The 26,706-nt window shown below is 58.2% G+C and carries 25 protein-coding genes; 7 read left to right on the forward strand and 18 right to left on the reverse strand.

What is annotated here, in order from left to right:
- Positions 1 to 161: 161 nt before the first annotated feature.
- From ACPF7Z_RS03425 to gorA, 4 genes are all read right to left on the reverse strand, one after another.
- Positions 162 to 584 (reverse strand): ectoine synthase, encoded by a 423-nt coding sequence (locus ACPF7Z_RS03425; RefSeq protein ID WP_425191765.1) that lies wholly within the window; start codon positions 582 to 584, stop codon positions 162 to 164.
- A gap of 94 nt (positions 585 to 678) precedes the next feature.
- A complete protein-coding gene (gene ectB / locus ACPF7Z_RS03430) occupies positions 679 to 1,944 on the reverse strand; it encodes a diaminobutyrate--2-oxoglutarate transaminase (protein WP_425191766.1) in 1,266 nt (421 codons plus the stop codon).
- Between the two features lie 37 nt (positions 1,945 to 1,981).
- Positions 1,982 to 2,560, reverse strand: a complete 579-nt coding sequence (gene ectA, locus ACPF7Z_RS03435) for a diaminobutyrate acetyltransferase (protein ID WP_425191767.1) — start codon at positions 2,558 to 2,560, stop codon at positions 1,982 to 1,984.
- 242 nt (positions 2,561 to 2,802) lie between these two features.
- Positions 2,803 to 4,167 carry a glutathione-disulfide reductase gene (gene gorA, locus ACPF7Z_RS03440; RefSeq protein WP_425191768.1) on the reverse strand — a complete coding sequence of 455 codons (1,365 nt, stop codon included), beginning with the start codon at positions 4,165 to 4,167 and terminating at the stop codon, positions 2,803 to 2,805.
- A 132-nt stretch (positions 4,168 to 4,299) separates the two neighbouring features.
- Here gorA and can point away from each other — a divergent pair, with 132 nt between their 5' ends.
- The 3 genes from can (at position 4,300) to ACPF7Z_RS03455 (ending at position 6,077) form a co-directional block, all read left to right on the forward strand.
- A complete protein-coding gene (gene can, locus ACPF7Z_RS03445) occupies positions 4,300 to 4,956 on the forward strand; it encodes a carbonate dehydratase (protein WP_425191933.1) in 657 nt (218 codons plus the stop codon).
- A 99-nt stretch (positions 4,957 to 5,055) separates the two neighbouring features.
- Positions 5,056 to 5,517, forward strand: a complete 462-nt coding sequence (locus ACPF7Z_RS03450) for an alpha/beta fold hydrolase (protein WP_425191769.1) — start codon at positions 5,056 to 5,058, stop codon at positions 5,515 to 5,517.
- Positions 5,499 to 6,077, forward strand: a complete 579-nt coding sequence (locus ACPF7Z_RS03455; protein WP_425191770.1) for a YheT family hydrolase — start codon at positions 5,499 to 5,501, stop codon at positions 6,075 to 6,077. Before ACPF7Z_RS03450 ends, ACPF7Z_RS03455 begins: the two co-directional genes overlap by 19 nt.
- Before the next feature lie 19 nt (positions 6,078 to 6,096).
- Here the strand turns inward: ACPF7Z_RS03455 and msrA are convergent, their stop codons facing one another.
- From msrA to ACPF7Z_RS03475, 4 genes are all read right to left on the reverse strand, one after another.
- A complete protein-coding gene (gene msrA / locus ACPF7Z_RS03460; RefSeq protein ID WP_425191771.1) occupies positions 6,097 to 6,738 on the reverse strand; it encodes a peptide-methionine (S)-S-oxide reductase MsrA in 642 nt (213 codons plus the stop codon).
- A gap of 64 nt (positions 6,739 to 6,802) precedes the next feature.
- Positions 6,803 to 10,939: a translocation/assembly module TamB domain-containing protein gene (locus ACPF7Z_RS03465; RefSeq protein ID WP_425191772.1), complete on the reverse strand. Its 4,137-nt coding sequence runs from the start codon at positions 10,937 to 10,939 to the stop codon at positions 6,803 to 6,805.
- Positions 10,936 to 12,807 carry an autotransporter assembly complex protein TamA gene (locus tag ACPF7Z_RS03470; RefSeq protein WP_425191773.1) on the reverse strand — a complete coding sequence of 624 codons (1,872 nt, stop codon included), beginning with the start codon at positions 12,805 to 12,807 and terminating at the stop codon, positions 10,936 to 10,938. The genes ACPF7Z_RS03465 and ACPF7Z_RS03470 overlap by 4 nt, the downstream gene beginning before the upstream one ends.
- Positions 12,808 to 12,943: 136 nt before the next feature.
- The gene (locus ACPF7Z_RS03475; RefSeq protein WP_425191774.1) at positions 12,944 to 13,792 is read right to left on the reverse strand and encodes a hypothetical protein; all 849 of its coding nucleotides are present in this window, start codon (positions 13,790 to 13,792) and stop codon (positions 12,944 to 12,946) included.
- A 253-nt stretch (positions 13,793 to 14,045) separates the two neighbouring features.
- Between ACPF7Z_RS03475 and ACPF7Z_RS03480 the strand changes: the two genes are divergently transcribed.
- The gene (locus ACPF7Z_RS03480) at positions 14,046 to 14,624 is read left to right on the forward strand and encodes a superoxide dismutase (protein WP_425191775.1); all 579 of its coding nucleotides are present in this window, start codon (positions 14,046 to 14,048) and stop codon (positions 14,622 to 14,624) included.
- 142 nt (positions 14,625 to 14,766) lie between these two features.
- Here ACPF7Z_RS03480 and ACPF7Z_RS03485 read toward each other — a convergent pair whose 3' ends face one another.
- The 3 genes from ACPF7Z_RS03485 to mtnA all read right to left on the reverse strand — a co-directional run bounded on the left by ACPF7Z_RS03485 (position 14,767) and on the right by mtnA (position 18,067).
- The gene (locus tag ACPF7Z_RS03485; protein ID WP_425191776.1) at positions 14,767 to 16,053 is read right to left on the reverse strand and encodes a nucleotide sugar dehydrogenase; all 1,287 of its coding nucleotides are present in this window, start codon (positions 16,051 to 16,053) and stop codon (positions 14,767 to 14,769) included.
- A 4-nt stretch (positions 16,054 to 16,057) separates the two neighbouring features.
- Positions 16,058 to 16,948 (reverse strand): UTP--glucose-1-phosphate uridylyltransferase GalU, encoded by an 891-nt coding sequence (galU, locus tag ACPF7Z_RS03490; RefSeq protein ID WP_425191777.1) that lies wholly within the window; start codon positions 16,946 to 16,948, stop codon positions 16,058 to 16,060.
- 78 nt (positions 16,949 to 17,026) lie between these two features.
- Entirely contained in the window at positions 17,027 to 18,067 is a 1,041-nt protein-coding gene (gene mtnA / locus ACPF7Z_RS03495; RefSeq protein ID WP_425191778.1) for an S-methyl-5-thioribose-1-phosphate isomerase, read from the reverse strand.
- Positions 18,068 to 18,165: 98 nt separating this feature from the next.
- On the opposite strand from mtnA, the gene ACPF7Z_RS03500 reads away from it, so the two are divergent.
- From ACPF7Z_RS03500 to ACPF7Z_RS03510, 3 genes are read left to right on the forward strand one after another with little or no spacing between them, the layout of a single operon-like run.
- Complete coding sequence (locus ACPF7Z_RS03500; RefSeq protein ID WP_425191779.1) at positions 18,166 to 19,518, forward strand: TRZ/ATZ family hydrolase; 1,353 nt, start codon at positions 18,166 to 18,168, stop codon at positions 19,516 to 19,518.
- Positions 19,515 to 20,252 (forward strand): bifunctional 2-polyprenyl-6-hydroxyphenol methylase/3-demethylubiquinol 3-O-methyltransferase UbiG, encoded by a 738-nt coding sequence (gene ubiG / locus ACPF7Z_RS03505; protein WP_425191780.1) that lies wholly within the window; start codon positions 19,515 to 19,517, stop codon positions 20,250 to 20,252. The genes ACPF7Z_RS03500 and ubiG overlap by 4 nt, the downstream gene beginning before the upstream one ends.
- Positions 20,249 to 20,926, forward strand: coding sequence for an HAD family hydrolase (locus ACPF7Z_RS03510; RefSeq protein WP_425191781.1), 678 nt, complete (start codon positions 20,249 to 20,251; stop codon positions 20,924 to 20,926). Before ubiG ends, ACPF7Z_RS03510 begins: the two co-directional genes overlap by 4 nt.
- A gap of 77 nt (positions 20,927 to 21,003) precedes the next feature.
- Here the strand turns inward: ACPF7Z_RS03510 and ACPF7Z_RS03515 are convergent, their stop codons facing one another.
- From ACPF7Z_RS03515 to tolQ, 7 genes are read right to left on the reverse strand one after another with little or no spacing between them, the layout of a single operon-like run.
- Positions 21,004 to 21,765, reverse strand: coding sequence for a YciK family oxidoreductase (locus ACPF7Z_RS03515; protein WP_425191782.1), 762 nt, complete (start codon positions 21,763 to 21,765; stop codon positions 21,004 to 21,006).
- A 31-nt stretch (positions 21,766 to 21,796) separates the two neighbouring features.
- Positions 21,797 to 22,561 carry a tol-pal system protein YbgF gene (gene ybgF / locus ACPF7Z_RS03520; protein ID WP_425191783.1) on the reverse strand — a complete coding sequence of 255 codons (765 nt, stop codon included), beginning with the start codon at positions 22,559 to 22,561 and terminating at the stop codon, positions 21,797 to 21,799.
- 51 nt (positions 22,562 to 22,612) lie between these two features.
- Positions 22,613 to 23,167, reverse strand: a complete 555-nt coding sequence (gene pal, locus ACPF7Z_RS03525) for a peptidoglycan-associated lipoprotein Pal (RefSeq protein ID WP_425191784.1) — start codon at positions 23,165 to 23,167, stop codon at positions 22,613 to 22,615.
- 41 nt (positions 23,168 to 23,208) lie between these two features.
- Positions 23,209 to 24,498: a Tol-Pal system beta propeller repeat protein TolB gene (gene tolB / locus ACPF7Z_RS03530; RefSeq protein WP_425191785.1), complete on the reverse strand. Its 1,290-nt coding sequence runs from the start codon at positions 24,496 to 24,498 to the stop codon at positions 23,209 to 23,211.
- Positions 24,495 to 25,529 carry a cell envelope integrity protein TolA gene (gene tolA, locus ACPF7Z_RS03535; protein ID WP_425191786.1) on the reverse strand — a complete coding sequence of 345 codons (1,035 nt, stop codon included), beginning with the start codon at positions 25,527 to 25,529 and terminating at the stop codon, positions 24,495 to 24,497. Before tolA ends, tolB begins: the two co-directional genes overlap by 4 nt.
- A gap of 9 nt (positions 25,530 to 25,538) precedes the next feature.
- The gene (gene tolR / locus ACPF7Z_RS03540; RefSeq protein WP_425191788.1) at positions 25,539 to 25,979 is read right to left on the reverse strand and encodes a protein TolR; all 441 of its coding nucleotides are present in this window, start codon (positions 25,977 to 25,979) and stop codon (positions 25,539 to 25,541) included.
- A gap of 36 nt (positions 25,980 to 26,015) precedes the next feature.
- On the reverse strand, positions 26,016 to 26,705 hold the full coding sequence (tolQ, locus tag ACPF7Z_RS03545; RefSeq protein ID WP_425191789.1) for a protein TolQ: 690 nt from the start codon (positions 26,703 to 26,705) through the stop codon (positions 26,016 to 26,018).
- Between the last annotated feature and the right edge of the window lies 1 nt (position 26,706).

Below are 26,706 nucleotides of genomic sequence, written 5' to 3' on the forward strand. Positions count from 1 at the left end.
ATGCTGGACAACCTGGTCAGGATGGAATGGAGTAGAATAATGCCTCTGTTCTTTTATTTAACATAATATACATTATGCGAAGTTAGTTGGATAATAGAAAGAGGTCTCGATAACCTTGTTACCGAGGCCTCTTTCATACGGCGCTTATCAGCTACGGTCGCTTAGAGCGGCTTGTTATCATCGGCTTCATCGACCTCATCCGCCGGCGCGTAAGAGCCGTCTTCCCGATGATTTTCATTACCGGTCAGCCCCGGGGTAAAGACGCAGGCCAGATGCATGGTCTTGCTTGCACGCAATAGGTGCTCGTCATGCTGATCGAGGATGTAGATATCGCCCGGTTTGATCGGCCATATCTTGCCATCCGCGAGCGTTTCCACTTCGCCTTCGCCTTCGATGCAATACACTGCTTCGAAGTGATGCTTGTAGTGAATATGCGTTTCAGTGCCTTCATAGATCCGCGTAATGTGGAACGAGCACTTACCGCCATCCTGAGCCAGTGACAAGCGTGTGCTGTCCCAGTTGCCGTTGGCCGCGGTTACAAGACGGTCTGTCTTGCGGGCTTCTTCGAGATTGCGAACGATCATGAGCGATATCCCTTTCTTATGAGTGTCTCTTATAAATGTCTTGCTGAAATGTACGGGCATCTGGGTGCCCGTCCGTTTGTGTCAGTCAGCAACTTCAGCTTAGAGCTTCCTTGGCACTGGCATCAAGAATATCCAGCCCCTCGACGAGATCCTCGTCGCTGATGGTCAGCGGGCACAGGCATTTGATGACCTGCCCATCCGAGCCACAGGTTTCAATGATCAGGCCGTTCTTGAATGCCTGGGCCGTGATCTTGTCGGCGATATCGCCCGAGGCGACATCCAGTCCTCTCATCAGGCCACGTCCCCGTTCGCTTGCCGGGTGCCCTTTTTCGCTCAGCCAGGCGGCAATCTTCTGGAAACGGTCTTCGACAATACGTCCTTTACGCTGAACATCGCGCTCGAGGACATCGTTTGACCAGTATTCACGCAGGGCCGCCGCCGCGGTCGTGAACGCCAAGGCAAAACCCCGGAACGTGCCGTTGTACTGACCTGGCTTCCACTTATCCAGTTCCGGACGCATCAGCACGTGGGCAAATGGCAGCCCATAGCCGGACAGCGACTTGGAGTTGGTAATGATGTCGGGCGTAATGCCTGCGTGTTCGAAACTGAAGAACTTGCCGGTACGACCACAACCCGCCTGAATGTCATCCACGATCAGCAGGATTTCATGATCGCGACAGATCTGCTCGAGCCGCTTGAGCCAATCGATGCCCGCAACGTTGATACCGCCCTCGCCTTGCACGGTTTCGATAATCACCCCGGCCGGACGATCGAGGCCGCCGGAGTTGTCGCCCAACAGCTTCTCGAAGTAATCCAGAGTGTCGACATGATCGCCCATGTAGCCGTCAAAAGGCACGAAACTCGCGCCTTGCGTGGGGATACCGCCGGTGGCTTCACGGAATTTGCGATTGCCGGTAGTGGCCAGCGATCCCATGGTGACGCCATGGAAGCCATTGGTGAAGGACACGATATGGTGACGACCCGTGGCAACCCGGGCCAGACGAATGGCCGCCTCGACCGCATTGGTGCCTGTCGGCCCCGGCAGGTGCACCTTGTAGTTCAGATTACGCGGCTTGAAGATGACATTTTCCAACGTCTCGAGGTAGTCGCGCTTGGCTTCGGTCCACATATCGAGTCCATGGACGATACCATCGGAGGTGATGTAATCGACCAGTGCCTGCTTGATCTTGGGGTTGTTGTGGCCGTAATTCAGGGTACCGGCACCGGCCAGAAAATCGATGTAGCGCTGACCGTCTTCGGTATGCAGCCTCGCTCCTTGGGCTTTCGAGAATACCACCGGAAACGAACGAGAATAGGTACGGACGTCTGATTCCATACGCTCGAGAATTTGGGTCTGCATTCTACAACCTCCTGATAAGTTTAATGAAAATGCTGAATTAGATATATTGGGGATCGAAGGGACCGATCCGCACCAGATTTTCGGGATCGTGCTCACCGCCCAGTTGATCGGTGGAAAAATATTCCCGGCTGTTCAATGGGGCTTGCCAACGGTCCGCAAGGCGCCTGAACAGGCCCCAGGAAGCGGCGTTGTCCGGCGTGATCGTCGTTTCGAGATGGCGCACGGCTGACATCTCCGGTCGGCTGAGAATCGCTTCGACCAAGCGTCTTGCCAGGCCGGTGCCCCGAGCCTTGTCGCCCACTGCCACCTGCCATAGAAAAAACGTGTCTGGCGCACTGTGCTTGGTATAACCGGATACGAAACCAACGATTTCGCCTTCTTCATTGGTTGCCACTGCGCAGCTGTCGCGAAACTGAGTGGCCAAGAGCAGATATGCGTAAGCAGAATTCACATCCAATGGAGGGCAGGATTTCACTAATTCGAAGATACCCCAGCCATCTTCCGTGGTGGGTTTACGGATGAACAAGGGATTATGCGCTTGTCCGACTACGGCATCTGCCGTACTGATCTTGGCTAAATCCGCCGACGGGGTAAACGGTTGTGTGGATGCATCCATGTCCAATGTCGCCATTGCGAATTTATCATGAATTGTAACAGGCACGTGGTTATCAAGCAAAATATCCAATTATTGCAAGCAGCCATATTGATAACGATTATTTATACGTGACGCTGCACTGACCGTGTATTGACCATTTGAGTTTAGGCCATGCTGGGTGTGAAAAGCATCGAAAAGGATCAAAAAAGCCGTCCTTCCAAGACGGCTCTGAGTGAACGGCTTTGGCGGCGGCCATGAGCGTATCAACAACGGGTTGGGGTTCTCATGGTCACGAACTCTTCTGCCCCGGTAGGATGAATACCCACCGTGGCGTCAAAATCCGCCTTGGTCAATTTAGCCCGCACGGCAATGGCAATCCCCTGGATCAACTCCCCCGCCTCTTCGCCGACCATGTGGGCCCCCACCACCCGGTCACTGGCATCATCGACGATCAATTTCATGAGACAGCGCTCGTCACTGCCTGACAGCGTATGCTTCATGGGGCGGAAGTCCGCCGTATAGACGCGTATTGCCTCAAACTCGGCCCGGGCGGCCTCTTCGGAAAGCCCGACGGTGCCTATGTTGGGATGACAGAACACGGCGGTGGCGATGTTCTGATAATCCAGTGCGGGCACTTGCTCATCGGCGAAATGAAGACGCGTCATTTGCATCGCCTCGGCCAAGGCGACGGGGGTGAGTTCAGGCGCGCCGGTGACATCACCCAGCGCCAGAATGGAGGGTGTCGAGGTCTCGAAGCGATCATTGACCTTGAGCGTGCCATCCGGGTTCAGTTCGACATCGAGCTCATCCAGGCCGAGCCCTTGCAGATGCGGTCGTCGACCGGTCGCAGACAAGAGCGCGTCGACCTCCAGCGTTTCACCGTTTGTCAGGGTGACCTTCAAGGAATCGTCGCTTTGCTTTTCGACGGACTCGATGGTGGTCTCGAAATGCAGATTGACGCCCTTCTTCATCATTTCGTCGCGGGTGAACTCGCGTATTTCATGATCGAAACCACGCAGGAACAATTCGCCGCGGTAGATGAGGTGAGACTCGCTGCCCAGACCATTGAAGATACTGGCGAACTCGACAGCGATATACCCCCCACCCAGTACCAGAAATCGTTTAGGAAAGGTCTCGAGATCGAACACCTCATTGGAACTCAGCGCATACTCTTTACCGGGGAAATCCGGAATCCAGGGCCAGCCGCCCACCGCCACGAGAATCTTGGCTGAGCTGATAGTCTCGCCGGCTATTTCCACGCGATTCGCGTCGACGATCCGCGCACGGCCATTGATCAAGCGAACATTAGCGCCTTCGAGCAAACGTCCATAGATACCATTGAGACGTTTGATCTCCTTGATCTTGTTGTCTCGCAGCGTCGCCCAGTCGAACTGGGCCGGTTGCGGCAATTGCCAACCAAAGCCGGCGCTATCTTCGAAGGCCTCATGAAAATGCGCTGCATAGGAGTAGAGTTTCTTGGGGACACAGCCGACGTTGACGCAGGTCCCGCCTAGATAGCGATCCTCGGCGATAGCGACGCGTGCACCGGTGGCGGCTGCGGTGCGTGCTGCACGCACACCGCCGGAACCCGCCCCGATGACGAACAAGTCATAATCGTACTCAGCCACGTTGATTGCTCTCCTGTCTTGAGTTGTGGCGATGATACCAGTCAAGCGCGTCGTCCGGGAGTAATACGACCGATTGACCCAGCCTATGGCTAAGGGTAAAAGTTCGAGTTCGATAAGCCCCTGAGGAAAAGAATCGTGAATGATATCGAAAGACTACTCGAGCAGAATCAAGCCTGGTCAAAGGCCATGCGCGAACATGACCCCGAGTTCTTTTCTCGCTTGTCCCAGCAGCAGAACCCCGACTACTTATGGATCGGCTGTTCTGATAGCCGGGTACCGGCCAATCAGATCATCGATCTGCCGCCGGGCGAGGTCTTTGTGCATCGCAACGTGGCCAATATTCTGTACCACAATGACATGAACGCTCTATCAGTGGTGCAGTTCGCCGTCGATGTACTGGAGGTCAAGCACATCATGATCGTGGGACACTACGGCTGCGGGGGGGTTCGAGCCGCCATCACCGGTGGAGAGAACGGCATGGTCGACTTCTGGCTGCATTCGGTGCGAGAGCTCTACAGTCGTCACCGCGGCGAACTCGAGGGATTGCCGCTCAAGCAGCAAATCGATCGCATGTGCGAGCTCAATGTCGAAAGTCAGGTGCATACCCTGGCGCATACCAAGATCGTCCAGCGCGCCTGGCTGCGCGGCCAGTCATTGTCGTTGCATGGCTGGGTTTATGGCTTGAGCGATGGTCTGGTCACCGAACTTGGCTGTACGATCAGTGGACTCGACCAGGTGCCACAACTCTACCGTGTCGATCGCTTCGAACCGGTACCGGATAACGATTGAGTTCAACATCACGCGAAGGGTCGCGCTGTCCTGTGCAATTATGGCAACTATGCTTGAGAGGCGCAGGCATACTTGAAAGCGAGATTTCAAGAGGTTGTCATGTCCCGTACCGTCGTTTCTGCTGATTTCCGCGCGCCGCGGGGGTTGGGTAATCGTCATGTACAGACGTTATTGCCTCGTCTGCGATCCCTGACGCCACTTGAGCGCGATACGGAAATTCTCGATTTGCCGGATGGTGATTTCGTCGAACTCGCTTGGGCGCGTCCTGCGCCCAAACGTCATGATGCCCCTGTATTCGTCCTGTTTCACGGATTGGAAGGCTCTTTCGACTCGCCCTATGCTCGGGATCTTCTGTCGGCGGCCACCGCCTTGGGATGGCGAGCCGTGCTGATGCATTTCCGCGGTTGCGGTCAGGCGCTCAATCGGTTGCCCCGGGCTTATCACTCGGGAGATACCGCGGATGCCTACTGGCTCATCGGCCAGCTCGCCAAGCGTTATCCGCACGCCATCAAGGTCGCTGCCGGCGTATCACTGGGGGCAACATGCTGGTCAAGCTGGTAGCGGAGCAAGGCGGCGACGGGCTCGATCTGGCAGGTGCCATCGCCATCAGTGCTCCGCTGGATCTGGCCGCCAGTGCCGATGCACTCGACCGTGGCTTTGCGCGCCTCTACCAGCAACATCTGCTCGACTCCCTGCGCCGCAAGATTGCCGCCAAGATGAGGGTTACCCCCCTGCCGATCGAGCTTACACCTGAACAATTGAAGCGACTTGACAGCTTATGGGCTTACGATAATCAGGTAACGGCTCCCTTGCATGGTTTTACATCGGCGAACGATTATTATCGACGGGCCTCCGCAGGGCATTTACTGAAGGAAATCGAATTGCCGACATTGATACTGCACGCTGCCGACGACCCCTTCATGCCCGCCAATCTAATCGAGCGCCTGCCTGCTCCAAGTGATGCCGTGCGCTTGGAGATCGCCGATCAGGGAGGACATGTTGGTTTCGTCGAGGCTCGTCAGGGGCGATTGAACTCCTGGCTTGCCCGACGCGTAGCTCGTCAGTTGCAGGACTGGATGACGATACCGCACCCGCTCAAACGCTTGGCCAGCCGATCCTGAGCGTATTGAAGAGACGCGTTCAAGACAGGGTGCAGCCAACCCCGGTGCCCTTGAGTCCGCAATAGCCATTAGGATTGCGTGCCAGGTACTGCTGGTGATACTCCTCGGCGTAGTAGAAAACGTCCAGAGGCTTGATTTCCGTGGTAATGGCTCCACGATCAGCATTCTTCAGCGCCTGTTGGTATTTGTCACGACTCTCGAGCGCCTGGCGTTGCTGTGTATCACTGGTCGTATAGATCGTTGAACGGTACTGACTGCCGGTATCATTGCCCTGACGCATCCCTTGGGTCGGGTCGTGAGCTTCCCAGAAGGCTTGCAGCAACGTTGCCAGACCGATTTCGCCGGGATCATAGACCACCCTGACCACCTCTGCATGGCCGGTGCGGCCGGTACAGACTTCCTCGTAGGTGGGATTGGGCGTGATACCACCGGCATAGCCCGCCGCCGTGACATGAACCCCGGGGAGTTTCCAAAACAAGCGTTCCGCTCCCCAGAAACATCCCAATCCGAACACGATCTCCTCATGGCCAGCGGGAAAAGGGGGTATCAGAGAGCGCTCGCTGACCAGATGCCTTCCCGAGATGGACAGAGGCGTTTCACGCCCCGGCAAGGCCTCTTCGGCGGAAGGCAACTGCTCCTTGTTGCTGTTACGTGTCCACATTGCAAACACTCCTTTCAAATATTGGCGATGACGAAAACAGCATAGTGACGATGAACGGTATTTCTCAACGGGGTGCCTCGCTGCGCCCAAGACTGAAGGTATAGATCAGGTCGACCGCCTGGGCGGCGCCAGAGACTGCTTGAACGTACAGGTTCTGAAGCAATTTGTAGCGCAAGGTCAATTCAGCGATGGGTGAAAATATACCCACACCGTAACTCACCTTGAGGTCATCGAACAGATAACCGCTCACCACCACCTGACTGTCATCACCGCTGCCCGCAGTGTCCAACGTCAGGTCGTTGATACCGAAGGCTTGCCCCACCTGGCCCACGGCATTGCCTGTACGCGACAGGGATAGCCCGATCAGTGCCGAGGTCAGCGCACTGTCGGCTCCGGCTCCGGAATCGTCCGGTGCGCGGCCTCGCAACAGATAGGAAAGCGCCCGGCTCTCATCCATGGCAGGCTCGGAAAAGATGCTCAAACGCGGCTGTTCCGCCGGCCCGGTCACACGCAGCCCCGCAATCACATTGTCCTCCGTGACCTCCGGATTGCGAATCGCCTCGAATTGTAGCCGTGGCTGCGAGGCAGGTCCGCTGAACAGCACCTGGCCGCGTCGAATGAGCAGGTCCTGACCGAACGCCTGATATCGACCGTCTTCCAGATTGACGTCGCCGAACAGCTGCACCGGGCCACTATCCTGGCGCACCTCCAGCGTACCGTTCAATGCGGTCTCCAGGCCATAGGCCTCGAGCTGTACGTCCGGCCCCAGGATCAGTTCGACCTCCACATCGAGTTGCATGCCCGCCTCGTTCAGCGCTTGCGAGGTGGCCTCTCCGGCCTGTTGACCGGCTTGTTCGGCGGCCTCTTTGGCCTTGCGCTTGGCTTCCGCTTCATCTTCGCGGGTGATGATCACCTCATCGGAGCTTGGCGCGACCGCTGACGGCGGTGAACCCGCAATGCTCAAGCGCCCCCAGGGTATGCGTACTTCGCCGCCGATACGCAATAATTCGGGGGTGGCGCGAACCTCGAGATCCGGTGCCACGCGCAGACGTCCGAAATCCGGTAGCGCGACCAGGACAGGATCATCGGTACCGTCCAGAGATATTTCCGCCTGCCATTCCTGCGGCGTTGGCCAACTGGCCATGCCGGCAAGGTCGATGCGCCCTTGTTCCGCTTGGACGAATCCCTCGAGGTCGGCATTGTCGCCCTGCAATTGAACACTGAGTCGGCCATCACGGACCGCTACCGGTATGTCGCTACCCTGAGCACGCAGCTCATCCAGACGCACATCCCCTTCGAGACTCGGCTCTTTCAAGGTGCCGGCGAGTCCGATATTGGCATTGAGCGTGCCCTCGAGCTGTTCCAGAGCCGTCGTAAGTCGTCGATAAGGTGCCAGGCGAATATCATCGATACGAAGACGCCCATCGAGCGCCGCCTGACCGGTGGGGTCGTCGATCTGAAGGTCGAGCTGCAGTGCACCGGCTTGTTCGAGGTTCAGACGGGTTTCCAGTTGTGCCCTGGAATCGCTGGCGTCGAGGGACGCATCAAGCGAGGCGGTCGGCACCGACCAGGGCTGGCCGAAGGCATCGCGTCCGTCGATGGCAAGACGGCTTTGCACCTCGGCTTGTGCCGACCAGCGTCCACCAGGCGCCCAGCCGAGATCGAACTGCCCGTTGGTCTGGCCCTGGGCAGTCCAGTTTTTTGGCAGCGCCGCGGAGAGCATCTCCATGGGAAAATCGCTCAACTCGAGCGAGGCATCACCTCGCTCTGCGGACGCCTTGAGGGTCTCAGTGGCACACAGACGTCCGCCCTGGCGGCGTACCAGGCAGAATGGCGACACCTCGACGCTACCGGCGGTCAGGTTAGCGGTGAAGGCCATGGCGTCTTCAAGGCGCAGATCCGCCTGCTCGCTATCCACTTCCAGTGCGGCGAGACGCCCCTTGTAGCGATCGCGAGCGGCATTGATCCCGCCCTGTAACGCAAGCGAGGCACGGGATAGCGGCATCCCTTGCGCCGCATCGGCGGAAAAGTCGAGCTGATGATCCGACAATCGTCCATCCAGGGTGAGGCCGATATCGGAGAAGCGCTGCCCTGCCGCGTCGACACCGCTGATATCCAGAGTGACATCGAGAGCAGGATCGTCCAGCCCTTCGATATCGGCAGTGAGCTGTAAACTCTCCAGCGAGTTCTGCGCATAACGCAGGCCATCGGCATCCAGGCTGAGATCGAGTTGCGGGGCTTCAAAGGTTCCAGCGACGGAGAAACGGCTCTGGATGCGTCCGCCCAGCTCCGGCAGCAGGGTTTCCAGGGCCGGAGCATCGATCTCGCCGGAAAGGTCCATGCGCTCCGCGATATGGCCCTTGGCCGTCAGGCGGTTCTCCCCTTGCCGCAAACGCAATTGCTCGATGTTCCAGCGCATATCGCTGTTGCCGTCGAGGCGGGCGCTCAAGGACAACGGGCGCTCCTGCAAGGTACCCTCGATATCGAGCGAAGGGATCTCTAGCTGCCAACCCCCCTCCTCGTTCAGTGCAAAATGTGTCTGGGCGTCGCCACCAAGCCGACCGCTGATCGCATCGGTCAATGCATCCAGCGAAAAATCATCCAGATGCAGCGAGGCATTGACGTCCACATTCGGTGCCCAGCGTGCCTCGCCACGACTGATCAAGGCGCCGCTACCGGTAGAAAGCGCAAGGGGGGTCCAGGCAAAGCGCTGCAGGTCGCCCTCGCCCTGCAACGCAACTTGCACTTCTTCCGGAAGCGCGGAACCCGAAACGGCGGCTGAGATAGCCGCGTCATAGGCGTTCAAATTCCCCCCGGCCTTGAACACGAGATCCTGAACCACATAGCTATCGGGAGAGGGTTGCGCAGTCGGCTCCTTCTCGGTTGACGATGAAGACGTAGCATCGTCGTTGTCTTTCGGGGGTGGCGCTTCCTGGCTCGACTTGTCCCGGTTTTCCTGAGCCGGTTGAGGTTCTTTAGTCGGTTGGGGCAGCGGCCATTCCAGACGCTCGGCATTCAGCGCGATATCGAAAGGCCGTGTTGGCGCCAGTACATCGGCCTGGGCCTTCAATTGGGCTGTCAGTGGTCCAGAGGCCTTCAGGTTGGCAGACAGACTCGCCAGGCTGCCATCGAGGATCAACTGAAGGCGTTCGCCACTCAGAGGCTGTTGATGAATACGCGCATCAAGATTGAGCCCGAGGGGATAATCGCCCTGCAGCGTGACGTCTGCGGAAAGCTCGGCATCCGCGGCCGTCGAGACCAGGGCCAGGCTGGCAAGACGCACCTCATGATCACGGCCCTGCAAACTGATGGCCAGGCGCTCGACGGTCTGCTCGGTGGGGCCGGTGATGCGAAACTCCTCGACCACCAGACTCGGGACGTTGACGTTCATGGGCAGATCGATGTCCGGCAATGTCAGACGTTCGCGTTCTTCCAGCGGGCGAGTGTCCGTTTTTGCGGGTTGGTCAGCCGACGATCCTTCCGTCGATGCCTGTTGAGAATCGCTGGCGACAACACCATTGGCGGCGTCGATCGCCTCGCTTGTCAGGCGCTTCCCAGGCAGAGACGGCCCGGCCTGATCGTTCTCGGCGGAGGCATCGCCGACGGGCGTATCGCTCATCGCCAAGGCCTGACCCGGCGAGACCGGCAGGCGTAATTCACTATCGACCAGGCGTGTCGGCAACAAGGTCATGGAATGACCGGCAAGCCTGGCGCCGGTGGTAAAACGTTGCCAGGTCAAGCGTGTGCCATCGGCCAGACGCACATCCACATTGCGCAGTTCGATGGCGCGTAATTCAATGGGAAACGGCAGTACGATCGAGGGCAGTCCCCCTTTCTCCGATGTCTCCGGAGGCGGCGCCGGTTCGGCGGTATCGCTTTGCGTGATACGAACATCGACATCGGCAAGCTGCAGAGCATCCAGACACAACTTGCCGTCAAACAGACAGTCCTCGGCCCAGGTCAGGTGCAGCCGGCCTATCTGAACCTGAGCGGGACCGGCACTGAGTTCCAGTCCGGTCAGGGTCAATTGATCCAGCGGCGACCCGCTGACGCTTTCCACCTGTAAAAAGTTGCGATTTTCGGCCTGGGATATCAACCAGTGGGTGCCCCAGGGCGACAAGGCCAGCCCTAGAATGAAAAGCAACAACCCCAGCAACCACAACGGCAACCACAGCAGTAGACGAAGTAAGGGAAAAATCAAAACTCGGGTCCTATGGCGAAATGCAGCCGGAAGGAGTCGTCGCTATCGAAGGGGTGCGCGACATCGAAGCGAATCGGCCCCACCGGAGAGATCCAGCGCACACCAAGCCCTGCCCCAGTGGCCAGATCCTCTGGCCACCAATCGTTGAAGGCGTTGCCGGTATCGACGAAGGTCGCTCCCCACCAGTCTCCAGTGACACGGCGCTGGGCTTCGAGGCTGGCGGTCAACAATTGTTGCCCCCCCAACAGATCACCATCTTCGTTTTCCGGTGCAAGACTTTCGTAGCTGTAGCCGCGAACGCTTTGATCGCCCCCGGCAAAGAAGCGCAGTGACGGCGGTATTTTCGAGAAATCGTCGGTGCTCATGGCTCCGACACCGGCGCGTCCCACAAAACGCGTATTGTTTCCCCACATACGAATCCATTGTGTATCGAAGGTGGTTCGCACGAATGATGCACCAGAGCCCCATATCTCATCGGATACTTCCAACGTGAGGCGCTGGCGATCCCCCCAGGTGGGAAAACGCGGGTTGCGAGTCCGAGTGCGCGTCCAGCTGACGCCCGGATAATAGAGCAGTACCTGATCCTCCTGATCCGCCTGGGTATAATCCTCGTAGGTGGTGCGGAAAAACACGCGCTGTATCCAATCGTTGTCGAAGCGCCACCGACGGGCGAACTCTATCGAGGCTTCAGTACTTTGAGTATCCTCGAGATCGCGACTCTTGAGCCCGTAGAGAAGTTCGTAGCGATCACGCAACGGATTCTCCAGCGGCATCAGATATTCGCCACTGAACTCCTGCTCCGGGCCCGACAGATACAGATTATGATTGAGACTGTCGCCGTCCTCATTGAGCCAGGGCTGCTCCCAGGAAAACTGGGTGCGCGGCCCCACATCCGTGGCATAGCCGATACCTACCTCGAATTGATCCTCATCGGCCGGAATCAGCGTAATGTCGATGGGCACCCGAGGTGGACGCTCGCTCCCGGCTCGTACTGCCGCATTGATGGCGTCGCCTGCAAGCAGGGTGGGCGCCGGAGATGGGGTGGGGGACGTCTTAGACTGGCGGTCCACGGCTTCCCACCAGTTGCGTTGTGCCTGAGCAATGGTATCCGCGCCCTGCTGCAGCCGCGGGCGTACCGCGATACTTCGAAACCAGCCGGTCTCCCCCAGACGCTGATTGTATTCGGCCAGATCACCGGCGAGGTAAGGATCGCCCGGCTCGAAATTCAGCATGTTGCGCAGACGCGATTCCTTGATCTGGCTGCCACGATAGTCGATGTTGCCGAACACATGACGTTCGCCGCTATCGAGGGTCAGGTAGATGCGGGCACTCTCCTCCCAGGGGCGTACCTCCATGCGGTGATCGACAAAGCGTGAGTCGAAATAACCGCGTTCCAGTGACAGGGTTGAGAGCTTGCTGCGCAGGCTATCGTAGCGGTCATGGCGTAACGGCTGGCCTTCCTTCAGTGACATGCTATCGAGCGCTTGCTGAAAAGCCTCATCGTCCTTGGCATCGTTGAGCAGGCCGACATCGAGGACGGTGATCTTCACTCGAGGACCTGGCTTGATGGCGATGGTTGCCTGCTCGATCTTATCTTCACCCTCCACCTCTTCATGTTGCAGGGTGATATCGAACTGCGGCTCATAATAGCCAAACGCCTTGAGCGCCTCGTTTGCACGCTGCGTAATCTCTGCTTCGAGCCGATTGCGATCGTATTCGCTGGCATCGAGTTCGGCCAGGTAATTGGTGACGTTCTCGGCGACCTCCCCCTCCACACCGGTGATTTCCGTGTCGAGTGCCTGCGTCGAGGCGCTACAGGACAGCAGTACCAACAGAATCAGTGGTTGTTTGATAGGTGGCGTGCCCATAGGCGATCAGTCTGCTCCCAGAAGCCAAAGCGGTGAAATCCTAGGCATGGAAACGGCGCGGTGATGGGGTCGTTCGAGCGATATCATTGCATGAGGCCCGTGCATTTCCTTTGCTCCTTCTCCTGTCTATAGCTGATTATTCTATGCGTGTGCGGAGATTTTCCACACTGGCACTCAGTGCAAGCTGCCCTTGACGCAACTCCCTGAGGCTGGATCGATTGGATTCAATGACGGCATTCAATTCATCGAAGCGTGTCTGCTGCTGCTGTGCCTGCTTTTCCAGCGCCTCGATCCGGGATGCAACACCCTCCATCTGATCTTGCAGTGTTGTCAAAGTCTTGTCGAACTCTTGTTCAGATAATGCCTGGGTTTGATTCTCGAGTCGACCAATGGTTCCGGCCAGGGTTTGCAGGCGTTGGTCGATATCGTCGCGCGCCTCGTCCGCGTCTTTCATTTGCGTTTCGATTGCCGCCCGTGCCTTGTCTCCGCTCTGTTCCAGTATGGTCAACGAGCGACCCATCGCATCGAGCGTTGCCGAAAGCGTATCACGCTCCTGCTTGGCAGTATCGAGTCGCTCCGCCATCGCCTCTGGGTCGGCATTACCGGTGCGCTCCTGCAACGTTTGCAAAAGCGTTGTCAGCTCCTGCTGGCGCTTATCAAGAGATTGCTGTTTCGATGTCAACTCGCTGAGTTGCGTTTCGAGCTCATTGCTTTGCTGACTATCGTCCAGGCTATCGAAGCGTGCATGCAGATTGGACAACTGGCCATCGAGGTTGCGCTGTTTGGCTTGCCACTCTTGACGGTCGAACCAGTAATAGACACCCATGGTCACCAACGCTGCCAACAGGACGAGGCAGATCAGCCACAGAGCGCCCGTCTTGGCGCGACGCCGATGCCGCGAGGGTGAGCGATGCCGAGTCACCGTCTCGCCGTCGGGCTCCGGTACGATCGGCGTGGTCAGTTGCGGCTCATTCGAGCGATTCATGAGCTCTCCTAAACTATCTAGCCAAATGATCTGTCTAAGCTATCTATTTATCCGATTATCCAAAGCGTTCAAACAACCGAGCAGGAAAAGCTATGTGAAGCTTTACTGCCTGGAAGCCTGCAGACCAACAGCGCAATTGGCGTGCAGGCAACGGACTGCTAAGATGATACGACACCACGTTCGCAGATGCTTGGTATCCTAAGGTTTTCTATCAAGTGCTGTATTCCACGGTGATTAAAAAAGGAGCTAACCAATGGCATTCGAATTACCTGCCCTGCCATATGAAAAAAATGCACTGGAACCGCATATCTCCGCGGAAACGCTGGAGTATCACTATGGCAAGCATCACCAGGCTTATGTAACCAAGCTCAATGATCTGACCGATGGCACCGAAGACGCCAACAAATCTCTCGAAGAGATCATCAAGTCCGCCTCAGGCGGCTTGTTCAATCAGGCGGCACAGGTCTGGAACCACACCTTCTATTGGCACTGCCTGTCTCCCAATGGTGGTGGCGAGCCCTCCGGTGCCCTGGGTGACGCCATCAACGCGAAGTTTGGCTCTTTCGACAAGTTCAAGGAGGAGTTCAATGCCAAGGCCGCGGGCAATTTCGGGTCCGGCTGGACCTGGTTGATCAAGACCGACGACGGTGGTGTCGATATCCTCAACACCGACGATGCGGATACCCCCATTGCTCATGGCAAGACACCGCTTCTCACCATCGATGTGTGGGAACATGCGTATTACATCGATTATCGCAATGCACGCCCGAAGTATCTGGAAGCAGTGTGGAATGTGATCAACTGGGACTTCGTTGCCCAGAACTACAGCTGAGAACTAAAATTGATAGTCGTCTGGGTCGAATTCTTCGGCTCATTCTCCTATATTGGAATGCACTACGCCCCGCATCGCGGGGCGTAGTCGTTTCAGTCAGACAGGTCATCCAATCAGCCCCGTCAGCAAGCGTGCCGACCGATCAGGGGTCTGCGCGACGGCCGATACCGCGATAAACCAGCCCTCGCGCAGCGACGTAGCTTGGATCGTAGATGTTGCGCCCATCCAGAATCAACTTGGCCCCCAGCATCTCTTTGAGACGGCGCCAATCCGGATTCCAGTAAGGCTTCCATTCGGTGACCAGCATCAGGGCATCGGCCCCTTCGCAGGCATCATAAGGATTGTTGGCGCATAGTGTCAGCAAAGGGTGCTCTCCCACCGCGGCTCGCACCGCGGGCAAGGCGGCCGGATCATGCAAGCGCACATGCACGCCCTGGGCCCACAAGGCACGCAACAAGGTCAACACCGGAGCATGATCGATACGCGCCGTGCCGGGCTTGAACGCCGCGCCCCAGATGGCCACGGTGCGCCCTTCCAGTTGGCCATGAAAATGCCCCCACAGCTTACGAAACAGCGTCTCCTTCTTGTGCTCGTTGATGTCGAGCACCTGCTCGAGAAGATACGATTCACGACCGGTCGCTACCTGAACATCGGCGAGCCGCATCAGATCCCGAGAAAAATTGGGCCCTCCAAAACCGCAGCCCGGGTAAAGATACTCGTAGCCGATTCGGCTATCCGCGCCCATGCCTTTGCGCACATGCTCCACGTCAACGCCGAGTGAATCCGCCAATCCCGCGACCTCGTTCATGTAACTGATACGGGTCGCCAGCATGCCATTGATGGCCAGTTTGGTCAGTTCGGCGGCGCGGCGCGGCATACGCTGGATGTTCTCGGCACGTCGGTTGAATGCCCGCAACAGCTCGCGTACCTGACGTTCCGCCCAATCGTTCTCGCACCCCAGCAACCAGCGCGAGGGCCGTGTGAACACCTGCCAGGCGCGCCCCTCCTCGATCATGTCGGGCAGCATGACCGCTACCTGTGAGGCATGCCGCAGCAACCCTTCCAATGCTTCGGTCTGACCGATCGGGAACATGGAATTGTTCACTACAACCAAGGGAGATGTCTGGTGCTCCGCGATCTCGTCGATAAAGTGTTCGGCGGCCTCGCGTTGGTCCGGCGCCAAGGCTAGCCAGACGACGTCCGCCTCCGTGAAGGCGGACACTGTATCGACGAGTTTGAGAGCGCCGGAGCTGCAACTCTCTTCGAGTTGGTCCATGACCACGGGCTCGCGGCTCAACCACTGGGCTTCCCGGAGCTGCTCCCAAGGGGTATCGGGATGCGGGTACCAGGTTACCTGATGACCGACCGAGGATAACGCCGCTGAGGCGACGGCGGCAGCCAGCTCACTGCCATGTACGATGATACGCATCAATTCAGCCCTCGTTGGCGTAGCGCTGAAGCAGTTCGTTGAAGCCTTTGCCGAACTTGGGATGGCGCTTGGCCAGGATCAGGGTCGCCTCGAGATAGCCAAGCTGATGACCACAATCGTAGGTTGCCCCCTGCATGCGGTAAGCGGCGACATTGCTGTCCTTGCGCAGTCTATCGATGGCGTCGGTCAGCTGAATCTCGTTGCCGGCGCCGGGAGGCGTATCGGCAAGCAGCGGGAATATCGCCCCGGGCAGAAGGTAACGGCCGATCACGGCCAGGGTGGAGGGCGCCTTTTCCACATCGGGCTTTTCGACCATGCCGATAATCGGCGCGCTCTTGCCCGGCGCCGGCGTATCGCCTTCCAGCGCGACGATGCCGTATTTATGCACCATGTCCCGCGGCACGTTCTCGACCATGATCTGGGCATTGCCCTCGGCATCGAAGGCCTCGATCATGCCCGCCAGGTCGTTGCTTGCAAGTCCCTCGCCGTCTACCAGGACGTCTGGAAGAAGTACGGCGAAGGGCTCGTTGTCGCCGATTACCGGGCGCGCGCAAAGAATGGCGTGTCCCAGGCCCAGCGCCTCCGGTTGGCGCACACTGATGATGCTGACGTCATCGGGAATGATGTTACGCAGTTCATCGAGCAGCTCCTGCTTGCCCTTGGCTTCGAGCGTGGTTTCAAGCTCGAAATGCTTGTCGAAGTGATTTTCGATGGCGCTTTTGCTGGAGTGTGTCACCAGCACGATTTCCTTGATGCCTGCCTCGACCGCTTCTTCGACCACGTACTGGATGACCGGCTTGTCGACGATCGTGATCATTTCCTTGGGAATGGCCTTGGAGGCCGGCAAACAGCGGGTGCCGAGCCCGGCAACGGGTAGGACGGCTTTACGAATCATGGGGTCCCTCCTGCATGATGAATGAATAAAATGAATGACCCGCCCATTGACCATGGGTAAGGATCGCGAATTCTGAAGTCATCCCAGCAAACGTTCAATGCTGCCATGTTCTGGTGTTTTGATCACGCCATGCTCACAAACGATGGCATCGATCAGCGTTGCGGGGGTGATATCGAACACCGGATTGAATATCTCGATGCCTTCCGGTGCTACGCGGCGCTCGCCCTGGTGCGTGAGCTCTCGTGCATCACGAGTTTCGATGGGAATGGCCGCCCCGCTCTCCAGCGCGAGATCGAAGGTACTCGACGGCGCGACCACCATCACCTTGACGCCGTGATGACGCGCCTGCACCGCCAGTGCATAGGTCCCGATCTTGTTGGCGACATCGCCATTGGCGGCGATGCGATCCGCGCCGACGATCAGCCAGCCGATCTCACCCTGAGCCATCAATAGCGAAGCCGCGGAATCCACCGCCAATACCGCTGGAATACCCTCCTGATGAAGCTCCCAGGCGGTCAGTCGCGCGCCCTGTAGCCAGGGCCGGGTTTCGTTGACGTGCACGCGAGTGATGAGCCCTTGAGCCCAGGCAGCGCGAATCACTCCCAGTGCGGTGCCGTAGCCGCCCGTGGCCAATGCCCCCGTATTGCAGTGCGTCATCACGCTACACTGCCCATCCCGGGCGATCAACTCGCTGCCTAACCGGCCCAGGGTGAGATTGTCGGTTTTATCCTGGGCATGGATGTCCCGTGCCACCCTGAGCAAGGCGGCTCCCGGCGCCTGTGGCTCATGGCGATGCCTCTCGAGCACGGCACGCATACGCGACAACGCCCAGAACAGATTGACTGCCGTTGGGCGAGAGTCGGCGAGACGCTGGATTGCCGCCTCCAGATGCGTAGGCCAGTCGGACTCCGGGGATCGTTGCGCCGCCAATACCATACCGTAGGCCGCGGCGATCCCGATCGCCGGAGCGCCGCGCACTACCATCGAGGTGATGGCCTGGGCGGTTTCATCCGCGTCGCGTACGCGCAGCCATTCGTAGCGCTCGGGCAAGACGCGCTGATCGAGCAGTTCCAGCGCATCATCACACCAACGGATGGGATCGATACTGGTTGTCGTCATTTCCGCTCCCGAACAGATCGAACGATATCGAGGGGTGATCCCGCAAACTGCGGCAAGAAATAGTAGAATGCCACGCATCATACCGAAGGAGGTTCGTAATGCCATCCATCGCGCCCCGCGAGGTCGAATTACTGATCGAAGCCCGCTGGATCCTGCCAATGAGCGAGGGGCTGCCGTTACTCGAAGAGCACGCCATCGCCTTCGAGGATGGCCGTTTGCAAGGCCCCTGGCCAACCGGCGAGGCGCGCAGGCACGTCACTCCCAAACAAACGCTGCGTCTCGAGCGTCATGCCCTGCTGCCGGGCCTGGTCAACGCGCATAACCACGCCGGCATGAGTCTGATGCGGGGCTATGCGGATGATCTGCCCTTAATGACCTGGCTCAATGAGCACATATGGCCTGCCGAGGCGAAACACATCTCCCCGGATTTCGTCGCGGATGGCACGCGGCTGGCGATGGCCGAGATGCTGCGCTCCGGCACCACGACCTTTGCAGACATGTATCTGGCGCCGGAGGCGGTCGGCGAGATTCTCGAACAGGCTGCCATGCGGGTGCAGCTGTGCACGCCATTGATCGATTTCCCAACCCCCTGGGCGAGGGATTTTCGTACTGGTCTCGAGCTCACCGAGGCATTGCTCGAGCGTTATCGCCACCATTCCACGATCACCCTGGCCCTCGGGCCTCATGCGCCCTATACGGTAGGCGACGACAGCCTGCAGCAACTACGAAAGGTGCGGGAACGCCTTGGCCTATCGATTCAAATGCATGTGCACGAAACCGCCGATGAAGTCGAACAGAGCCTGGGGCAATACGGCAAACGCCCACTGAGACGGCTATTCGAGGCGGGACTGCTAGGGCCGCATTTCCAGGCGGTGCATATGACCCAGGTCGATGACGATGATCTGGCCATTCTGCGGGAAAGCGGCACCCACGTGATTCATTGTCCGCAATCCAATCTGAAGCTGGCCAGCGGGTTCTGTCCGGTGGCACGATTGCAGGAGGCAGGTGTCAATGTGGCCCTGGGCACCGACGGCGCTGCCAGCAATAATGATCTGGACATGTTCGATGAGCTCAAGAGCGCTGCGTTACTGGCCAAGGGCGTAAGCGGCGATGCCGCTGCCCTGCCCGCCATGGCGGCACTGGCCATGGCCACGCGAAATGGCGCTTGCGCCCTTGGAATGGGTGATCGCATCGGTCAGCTTCGCGAAGGCTTTGCAGCCGATCTCATCGCCGTGGATTTGCAGGCCATCAACACCTTGCCGGTCTACAACCCGGCGTCCTCCATCGTTTATGCCATGAACAGCCGTCAGGTCAGTCATGTCTGGGTGGGTGGTCAACGCCGGGTGACCAATGGTGAACTCGTCGATATCGATATGGATCAACTCACGCACAGGGTACTCGGTCATCAACAGGCCATGGTGAACACCAGCCAACCAGGAGAGGCGTCATGAATTCAGTGCAACACGCGCGCGAAGACCATCGCGGCAATGTCGATCAGTCCGAAATCGCCAAGTTCGATGCCTTGGCCAGCCAATGGTGGGACAGAGACGGCGACTTCAAGCCCCTGCACGACATCAATCCACTGCGTCTGGATTTTATCGACAGCCGCGCCGGCCTGGCGGGCAAGCAGGTCATCGATGTCGGCTGCGGTGGCGGTATTCTCAGCGAGGCGATGACACATCGCGGTGCCGTGGTCACCGGCATCGACATGGGTGAGGCACCTCTGGCCGTGGCCAGGCTGCATCAGCAGGAATCCGGCACCAATGTGTTGTATCGCCAGGCAAGTGCCGAGGAAATGGCCAGCGCTCATCCGGGCGAGTTCGATGTGGTTGCCTGTCTGGAAATGCTCGAACACGTACCCGACCCCGCTGCAGTGGTACGCGCCTGCGCTACCTTGGTAAAACCCGGCGGGCACGTCTTCTTCTCGACCATCAATCGTAATCCCAAGGCCTATGCATTCGCGATCCTGGGGGCTGAATACGTACTGAGATTACTGCCCAAGGGCACCCATGAGTATCGCAAGTTCATCCGCCCCTCCGAACTCTCCGGCTGGTGTCGCGCCACTGGTTTGCGCGTGCGGGAACAGACCGGCCTGACCTATAACCCGGCCACCCGGCATTATCGTTTGAATCCACGAGACGTCACCGTCAATTACATGATGCATTGTTCCCTGGAGGCGCTGTGAGGGTACATTCTCTGGCCGTTCCTCGGGCTTTGCTTTTCGATCTGGATGGCACGCTGATCGACACCGCACCGGATCTGGCGCGAGCGACCAATGCACTGCGCGATCACCACGGGCTCGAGGCGCTGCCCTTCGAGGTGATCCGACCCCAGGTCTCGAATGGCGGTAGTGCCCTGGTCACCCTCGCCCTGGGCCTGGAACAGAACCATCCCGAGCATGCCGCCGCACGGGCTTATCTTCTGGATGCCTACGGTCAAGGTATCGCGATAGAGAGCCGAGTGTTTCAGGGGTTGGAACGCCTGCTCGAGGACTGGGCTCAACCACCACGTGGCTGGGGTATTGTCACCAATAAGCCCCGCGCTTACGCAGCCCCATTGATCAAGGCGCTTGAACTACAGCCTGGCGTACTGCTCTGCGCCGATGACCTGCCGGTCAAGAAGCCGGCACCGGACCCTTTGTGGGAGGCAGCGCGTCAACTCGATGTAGAAGCAAAGGATTGCTGGTACATCGGTGATCATATCCGCGATATGCAGGCTGCCCATGCCGCCGGCATGAGCGCAATTGCCGTAGGCTATGGCTACATCGATGACGATGAAGATCGCCAGAGCTGGAATGCGGATCAATGGTTTGAACGACCGATCGATCTCGTGGCTGCCTTGCTTGAGGCTGAAGCTTGAATCAACGCGCTGAGCGTGCCACGAAAACGCCTCCTGAGTGGAGGCGTTTGCATTAGTCATTACCAACCGGCGCTAGATCACTTCCTGGGCGGTTGCGCGTCGAAGCGCTCGCCATTGTGCCCACGGCTATCCGGCCCCATCAACCATAGATAGGTGGGCATGATCTCCTCTGGGGTGCGCAGATTGTTAGGATCTTCTGCGGGAAATGCCGTCTTGCGCATCTGAGTCCGCGTAGCGCCCGGATTGAGGCTGTTGACACGGATCGAGGTCAGATTATCGAGTTCATCGGCCAGCACCTCCACGAACCCTTCTGTCGCGAACTTCGAGACCGAATAGGCCCCCCAATAGGCACGCCCCTTGCGGCCAACGCTCGAGGAGGTAAAGATCACCGACGCATCCGAGGACGCCTTGAGCAGCGGCAGTAACGCCTGGGTCATCCAGATCGGGCCATTGATGTTGACCTGCATCACCTGCTCCCATAACTCGGGATTATAATGATCGAAAGGGGTGATGCGCCCCAACAACCCTGCATTGTGCAGGATGCCGTCGAGCCGACCGAACTCCTTCTCGAGGGTCTCGGACATGTCGTGGTAATCCTTGAGCGTGGCGCCCTCGAAATTCAGCGGGAAGATCGCTGGTTGCGGGCCGCCCTGCTGCTCGATTTCGTCATACACCTTTTCGAGTTTGGCGATGGTGCGGCCAAGCAAGATCACCGTCGCACCATGACCGGCGTAGGCAAGCGCTGCCGCGCGCCCGATACCATCGCCGGCACCTGTCACCAGGACCACCTTATCCTTTAGCAGGTCGGCGGGTGCCTGATAATCCAGCTTACACGTCATCACGACTCCTCGATTCGTTGTCTGGGCGTCTTCATAGCCCCGATTGATTCAAAAAGTCCGCAGCCATACTAGCGGCATTACTTTGCGGATATTCTTGACGCACCCGAGCCAGCAGTTTCTTGCTGGCGTCCGGCTGTCCCTGACGCGCCTTTAGCAATCCCAGTTTATATAGAGCATCGGGCACCTTGTTACTTTGTGGGTAATCCTCGATGACACGATTGAATGACTGAGCGGCAGGTTCGAGCTCGGAGCGGCTGGAATAGAGCTCGCCTAGCCAGTAATAGGCATTGGCACGTAACGGCGAATCCGGATACTCATTGACGAATGTCTCAAAATCCTCGATGGCGGCGTCGAACTCCCGCGACTGTACCTTCTGAAACGCCGCCTGGTAAGCTTGTTGACCGTTTTCCTGGTTGCTTCTCGAGGGACCGCCGGTTCCCGGGTTCTCTGATGACGTCTGAGCCCTAGGTTCGTTGGTCGCCGGAGGGGCCTGTCCACCACCTTGTGCCACACGTTGCTCGAGATCGAGATAGCGCTCCTGGGCAAGCTGTTTCTGTTGTTCGAGTTGGTAGCGCAACTCCTCGATCTGACCGCGCAATTCCTGAATCTGGCGTTCATTCTCCTGGAGCTGATTGAGTATTCTCAGATTGGCACCGGGGGAGGATTCCCGCGCCTGGGTGTTCTGATAGAAATTATTCGACCCCGCCGAAAGATCCTGCACCGTTGGGGCGGCCCCTACGGACAGCGGGAGCACCAGGGCTCCCGCGCCGCACAGCCTCTTCAGACCGTGTTTCATGATTGACTCCGCCAAAGCTTAGAGAATCATTGCCTGTTGTTCGACAATGCTTCAGTAATCGAAGACTACGCGGCGATTCTGAGCGTAGGCATCCTCGGAGTGACCATCGACCGCAGGACGTTCTTCGCCGTAGCTGACAATTTCAATTTGGGAGTCCGACACACCTTGCACTGCAAGATACCGCTCAACGGCCTTGGCGCGACGCTCCCCCAAGCCCAGATTGTATTCACGTGTACCGCGCTCGTCGCCATGCCCCTGAAGCACCACACGGGTGTTCGGATTGGCGCGCAGATATTGAGCATGTGCATTTAGTGTAGACTCGAACTCAGGGCGAATGGTTTCTTTATCATAGTCGAAATAGATGGTGCGCTGATCAGGAACACGTCCCTGCCCTTGGCCCTGCATGCCTTGGCCCTGCCCCTGCATGCCTTGACCTCGGCCCATTCCAGTACCACTGGTCTGACCCGTGGTGGCTCCCTGCCCCGATGCACCTCCGGCGCTACCATCCATGCTGCCGTCCTGGGTACCACCGGTACTTGAACAACCCGCCACGAAAACGAGTGCCATGACGACGACGAGACTCTTTAGGTATGTTTTGAATTGCATTATTAACTCCTTGCTCGAAACCAGAATGACAAGTTTATTCTTCAATTTAGGAATGGCGACCAGGCGGGTTCGCGCACATCACCCTGGGCGGCGGGCAAGCGATAGGACGCTTTGCCATCCGCGGATACTACACCCAGAACACCACGGTTACCTTCCTGGGTAGCGAAGATTATCATGCTCCCGTTCGGTGCAACACTAGGGGACTCATCCCAACGTGATTCGGTCAGGATCGTCAGGCGATCCGTGTCCATATCCTTTTTCGCGACATGGTAACCATCGCTGGCACGATGAATCATGAAGATATTGTCATCCACCGGAGAGAAACGCCCTCTCGAGTTGTAATTGCCGGTATAAGTGATTCTTTTGGCTTCTCCGCCGGATAGATCGTAACGATACAACTGAGGACCGCCACTACGGTCGGAAGTGAATAGAAGATGTTCACCATCCGATGACCAGTCCGGCTCGGTATCGATGGCCGAATTGTTGGTCAAGCGTTGAAAACTACCCGCACTGATGTCCATGATGTAGATCTCAGGCTGACCATCTTTTGAAAGTGACATGGCCAGCTTGCGGCCATCCGGAGACCAGGTCGCCGCACCATTGATACCTTCGAACGACGTTACTTGCACCCGTTGACTATTGGCCAGATTCTGGATGTAAATGGCCGGTCGACCCGTTTCAAATGATGTGTAGGCAAGTTTGTTACCATCCGGTGACCAGGCAGGCGACATGATGGGCTCATCGGAGGTCAGTATCTGCTGACTATTATGCCCGTCTGCATCGGCGATATGCAGACCGTAACGCCGGCCGTCGGCGGCACCTTCAGCAGTGACATACGCGATCTTGGTCGAGAAGGCACCGCGAATACCGGTCACCGCCTCGAAGACTTGGTCGCTGATGTAATGTGCCGCCGAACGCAGTTGATTCCGACCAACGGTGACCACTTCACCCAGCATGCGTCGCTCACCATAGATGTCCATCAGCTCGAACTGGATACGATAATCGCCACCTTCCTGGGTAATTTTCCCCACGACAAGATAGTTGCTGTCGACGGCCCGCCAATCTCGATACTTGACCTCTTCGCTACTGCTTGGCCTGGCGATCAGGGCGCTATTGGCCAAGGGTGAGAACTGACCGCTGTGTTCCAGATCATTGCGCACGATTTCAGCAACATTCTCGGGCAGGTTGGCTTGCCCTTGCTGGGCGAAGGGTACGACTGCAATGGGCACGGCACGATCGCTGCCTTGGGTGATCTCGATTGTCAGATCGGCGTTGGCAAGGCTGCTGAATATTAGCAACAATGCCGTCAGCATGGCGAATATGGGTTTCATCGACGGGCATCCTTAGGGTTGAAATCCAAATTGAATTGACGAAATTGTCGCTGCGACGAGGCAGGCAGATCACGCATTTCACGAAACGGCGACGCACGTTCCACGGCTTGTAGTACCGACCGATCGAAAGCCGAGTTACCGCTACTCTGACTGATGGTAGCGTTGGCCAACTCCCCGGTGGGCAATAGCTGAATGCTGACGGTGGCACGTAGCTGCCCGCCACTCGTGGGAGGCAGGATCCAGGCCTGCTCGATTGCACCTCGGACCAGGTTGATGAAGCTATTGGACGCTTTTTCCGCCTGTCGAGCGTTGGCAATGGATTCGGCTTCCCCGGCAATCATGTTATCGAGAGACGATTGGGCGGCACGTTCTGCGGCGGCGGCAGCCTCCTCAGCTTTGCGTTTGGCTTCTGCGGCGGCTTTACGCTTGGCTTCTTCCTCTCTCTTGCGTTCGGCCTCGGCGGCGGCCTTGCGCTTGGCCTCTTCCTCTTTCTTGCGTTCGGCCTCGGCGGCGGCCTTGCGCTTGGCCTCTTCCTCTCTCTTGCGTTCGGCCTCGGCGGCGGCCTTGCGTTCGGCTTCCTGTTGAGCCTGCTTCTGACGCTGTTCTTCCCGCTGTTGCGCGGCTTTCTCCGCCTGCTGTGCGCGACGCTGCGCCTCGGCTTCGGCCTGTTGGCGCGCCTCTTCTCGCGCTTGCTGCTCGGCTTCTCGAGCCGCCTGGGCCTCGGCTTGTTCTTGCGCTGCTTGTTCTTCGGCAACCTCTTGTTTAGCTTCTTGTTCGGCCTGACGCTTGGCAGCTTGTTCCTGCTCGGCCTGCTCGGCTCGCTGCGCGGCAGCCCGTGCCTCTTCGGCGCGCTGAGCCTGGTCGGTAGAGGTCTCGGTGCTGACCAAGGTCGCCTGAACGATGGACGTGCTGCTTTCCTCGGGTTCGCTGGCAGGCCAGCGCATGGCCGTCACCAGCAGCACCACTACGTGAACGCCGATGGCAAGTAGCGTGGGCAGGCCATAACCTACTCGCTTTTCATGTCTAGCCATCCCGCCTCCTCAACTATCGCCTGGGGGCGGTTCCGAGATAAGCCCGACATTCGGCACTCCAGCAGTCTGCAGGGTACCCATCAGTGTCACGACCTGGCCATAGGCGACATTACGATCACCGCGTACCAGCACGGGAGTCTCGGGGCGGCGACCGAGGATGGCGATAACCTTGTTGCTGATGTCCTCCAGGGAGACCGCCGTTTCTTCATCCCCCAGTGAGATGAAATATTGACCTTCTCGATTGACTGACACAATGATCGGTTCGCGATCCTCCATCGCATCGATGGGCTCAGAGGTCACTTTCGGCAGATCGACCTGCACCCCTTGAGTCAGCATCGGCGCAGTGATCATGAAGATCACTAGTAGTACCAGCATCACGTCGATGAACGGTACGACATTGATCTCGCCCATGGGCTTGCGGCTTGGACCGCGGTTGAATGGACCGTGCATGGCTTGGCTCTTCCCCCAATTCTCTCTAAGTTCGCCTCAGGCCGCTTCGCTTTCACCGCGGCCCTGCAGATTGCGATGCAGGATGGAGTGAAATTCTTCGGCAAAGTCCTCGTACTGCCCTAGCAGACGATTGGACTGGGCGGAAAGTCGGTTGTAGAAGATAACAGCGGGGATGGCGGCGAAAAGACCCATGGCGGTGGCAACCAGCGCTTCGGCGATCCACGGAGCGACGGTGGAGAGTGTTGCCTGCTGAGCCATGGACAGACTCTGGAAAGAGCCCATGATGCCCCACACCGTTCCGAACAAACCAATATAAGGACTGGCGGAGGCCACCGTGGCCAGAAAGGTCAAATGCAGGTTAAGGCGCTCTTCCTCCCGGGACCAGGCCACGCGCATGACACGCTGAACGCCGTCGAGCACTGCCTGGGAGCTGTTGGTCTTGGGCAGTAGACGATTGAATTCACGAAATCCGGCACGAAAGATATGTTCGGCGCCCAAGGACTCCTGCTCGGGGGGTGTTTCGCGATAGAGCTCGTTAAGATCGATGCCGGACCAGAAGCGGTCCTCGAAGGCGCGATGCCCCTGCTTGGCGCGGCGCAATACGATGCCCCGCTGAAAGATCACGATCCAGGATGCAATGGAGGCGGCCAGCAACAGCAGCATGACAAGCTGGACGACCAGACTCGCATTGATCATCAAATGGATAACGGACATTGAGTCGTTCACG

This window comes from Halomonas sp. GXIMD04776, assembly GCF_049808615.1.
Taxonomy (GTDB): domain Bacteria; phylum Pseudomonadota; class Gammaproteobacteria; order Pseudomonadales; family Halomonadaceae; genus Modicisalibacter.

Coding starts and splice junctions, on each gene's coding strand:
- ACPF7Z_RS03475 (WP_425191774.1), bottom strand. CDS start 13,792: ATGAATCGCTCGAATGAGCCGCAACTGACCACGCCGATCGTACCGGAG.
- galU (WP_425191777.1), bottom strand. CDS start 16,948: ATGATTCGTAAAGCCGTCCTACCCGTTGCCGGGCTCGGCACCCGCTGT.
- msrA (WP_425191771.1), bottom strand. CDS start 6,738: ATGTGGACACGTAACAGCAACAAGGAGCAGTTGCCTTCCGCCGAAGAG.
- ACPF7Z_RS03455 (WP_425191770.1), top strand. CDS start 5,499: ATGCTGGTCAAGCTGGTAGCGGAGCAAGGCGGCGACGGGCTCGATCTG.
- ybgF (WP_425191783.1), bottom strand. CDS start 22,561: ATGAAACACGGTCTGAAGAGGCTGTGCGGCGCGGGAGCCCTGGTGCTC.
- mtnA (WP_425191778.1), bottom strand. CDS start 18,067: ATGACGACAACCAGTATCGATCCCATCCGTTGGTGTGATGATGCGCTG.
- tolR (WP_425191788.1), bottom strand. CDS start 25,979: ATGCACGGTCCATTCAACCGCGGTCCAAGCCGCAAGCCCATGGGCGAG.
- ACPF7Z_RS03470 (WP_425191773.1), bottom strand. CDS start 12,807: ATGGGCACGCCACCTATCAAACAACCACTGATTCTGTTGGTACTGCTG.
- ACPF7Z_RS03515 (WP_425191782.1), bottom strand. CDS start 21,765: ATGACGTGTAAGCTGGATTATCAGGCACCCGCCGACCTGCTAAAGGAT.
- ACPF7Z_RS03480 (WP_425191775.1), top strand. CDS start 14,046: ATGGCATTCGAATTACCTGCCCTGCCATATGAAAAAAATGCACTGGAA.
- ACPF7Z_RS03450 (WP_425191769.1), top strand. CDS start 5,056: ATGTCCCGTACCGTCGTTTCTGCTGATTTCCGCGCGCCGCGGGGGTTG.
- ectA (WP_425191767.1), bottom strand. CDS start 2,560: ATGGATGCATCCACACAACCGTTTACCCCGTCGGCGGATTTAGCCAAG.
- ACPF7Z_RS03485 (WP_425191776.1), bottom strand. CDS start 16,053: ATGCGTATCATCGTACATGGCAGTGAGCTGGCTGCCGCCGTCGCCTCA.
- ubiG (WP_425191780.1), top strand. CDS start 19,515: ATGAATTCAGTGCAACACGCGCGCGAAGACCATCGCGGCAATGTCGAT.
- ectB (WP_425191766.1), bottom strand. CDS start 1,944: ATGCAGACCCAAATTCTCGAGCGTATGGAATCAGACGTCCGTACCTAT.
- ACPF7Z_RS03425 (WP_425191765.1), bottom strand. CDS start 584: ATGATCGTTCGCAATCTCGAAGAAGCCCGCAAGACAGACCGTCTTGTA.
- tolA (WP_425191786.1), bottom strand. CDS start 25,529: ATGGCTAGACATGAAAAGCGAGTAGGTTATGGCCTGCCCACGCTACTT.
- ACPF7Z_RS03500 (WP_425191779.1), top strand. CDS start 18,166: ATGCCATCCATCGCGCCCCGCGAGGTCGAATTACTGATCGAAGCCCGC.
- pal (WP_425191784.1), bottom strand. CDS start 23,167: ATGCAATTCAAAACATACCTAAAGAGTCTCGTCGTCGTCATGGCACTC.
- tolB (WP_425191785.1), bottom strand. CDS start 24,498: ATGAAACCCATATTCGCCATGCTGACGGCATTGTTGCTAATATTCAGC.